Origin of the sequence: Achromobacter sp. 2789STDY5608621 (assembly GCF_001299375.1) — a bacterium.
GTDB classification, from domain to species: domain Bacteria; phylum Pseudomonadota; class Gammaproteobacteria; order Burkholderiales; family Burkholderiaceae_B; genus Achromobacter; species Achromobacter insuavis.
The window spans coordinates 106144-106597 of the sequence record NZ_CYTU01000005.1 but is presented as its reverse complement, the minus strand read 5'-3'; the positions used below and the strand labels follow the sequence as shown (position 1 = coordinate 106597).

Here is a 454-nt window from a genome sequence, read left to right as displayed (position 1 = left end):
GCCGTGACAGGTCATACAGGCGGGCGCGCCATTGGCGCCCTGGGTGCTGATCTGGCGGCCGTCGGGGGCGGCGAGCGCCGCGCCGGGCAGGGCGGCGAGTCCGCTGGCGCCAAGGGCCAGCATGCCTGCCCAACGGCGGAGTTGGGGCTGTAACGCCATGGGTATCTCCGGGGTTTATTGGAATTTTGGTAATAAGTTAATTTCCCAAAATTATATGGAAATTTGTGACAGCGCAAAGCATTGATCGCGCCTTGCGCGCCATCGGCGGCGGCGGACGGGGTTTGTCCGGACGCAATGGGCGGCAAGGGGCGTTGTTCGATGTCGCGTCCGCCGCCATCGTTTTCCGCCGCGCGGCGCGGTTGCCGGACGTCGATCGCCTGGCGCGCGGGGTGTGGCGCGGGGCCGTGCCGATGACCGCGGCCTGGGGCGGGCGGCGCGCGCGAACGATGGAACG

1 protein-coding gene is annotated in these 454 nt (G+C 68.1%); it reads left to right on the top strand.

Annotated elements, in window-relative coordinates:
• Positions 1-251: 251 nt before the first annotated feature.
• Positions 252-454, top strand: a 203-nt coding sequence (locus AOZ53_RS34955; RefSeq protein ID WP_231690590.1) for a hypothetical protein, incomplete at its 3' end; no start/stop codon positions are given.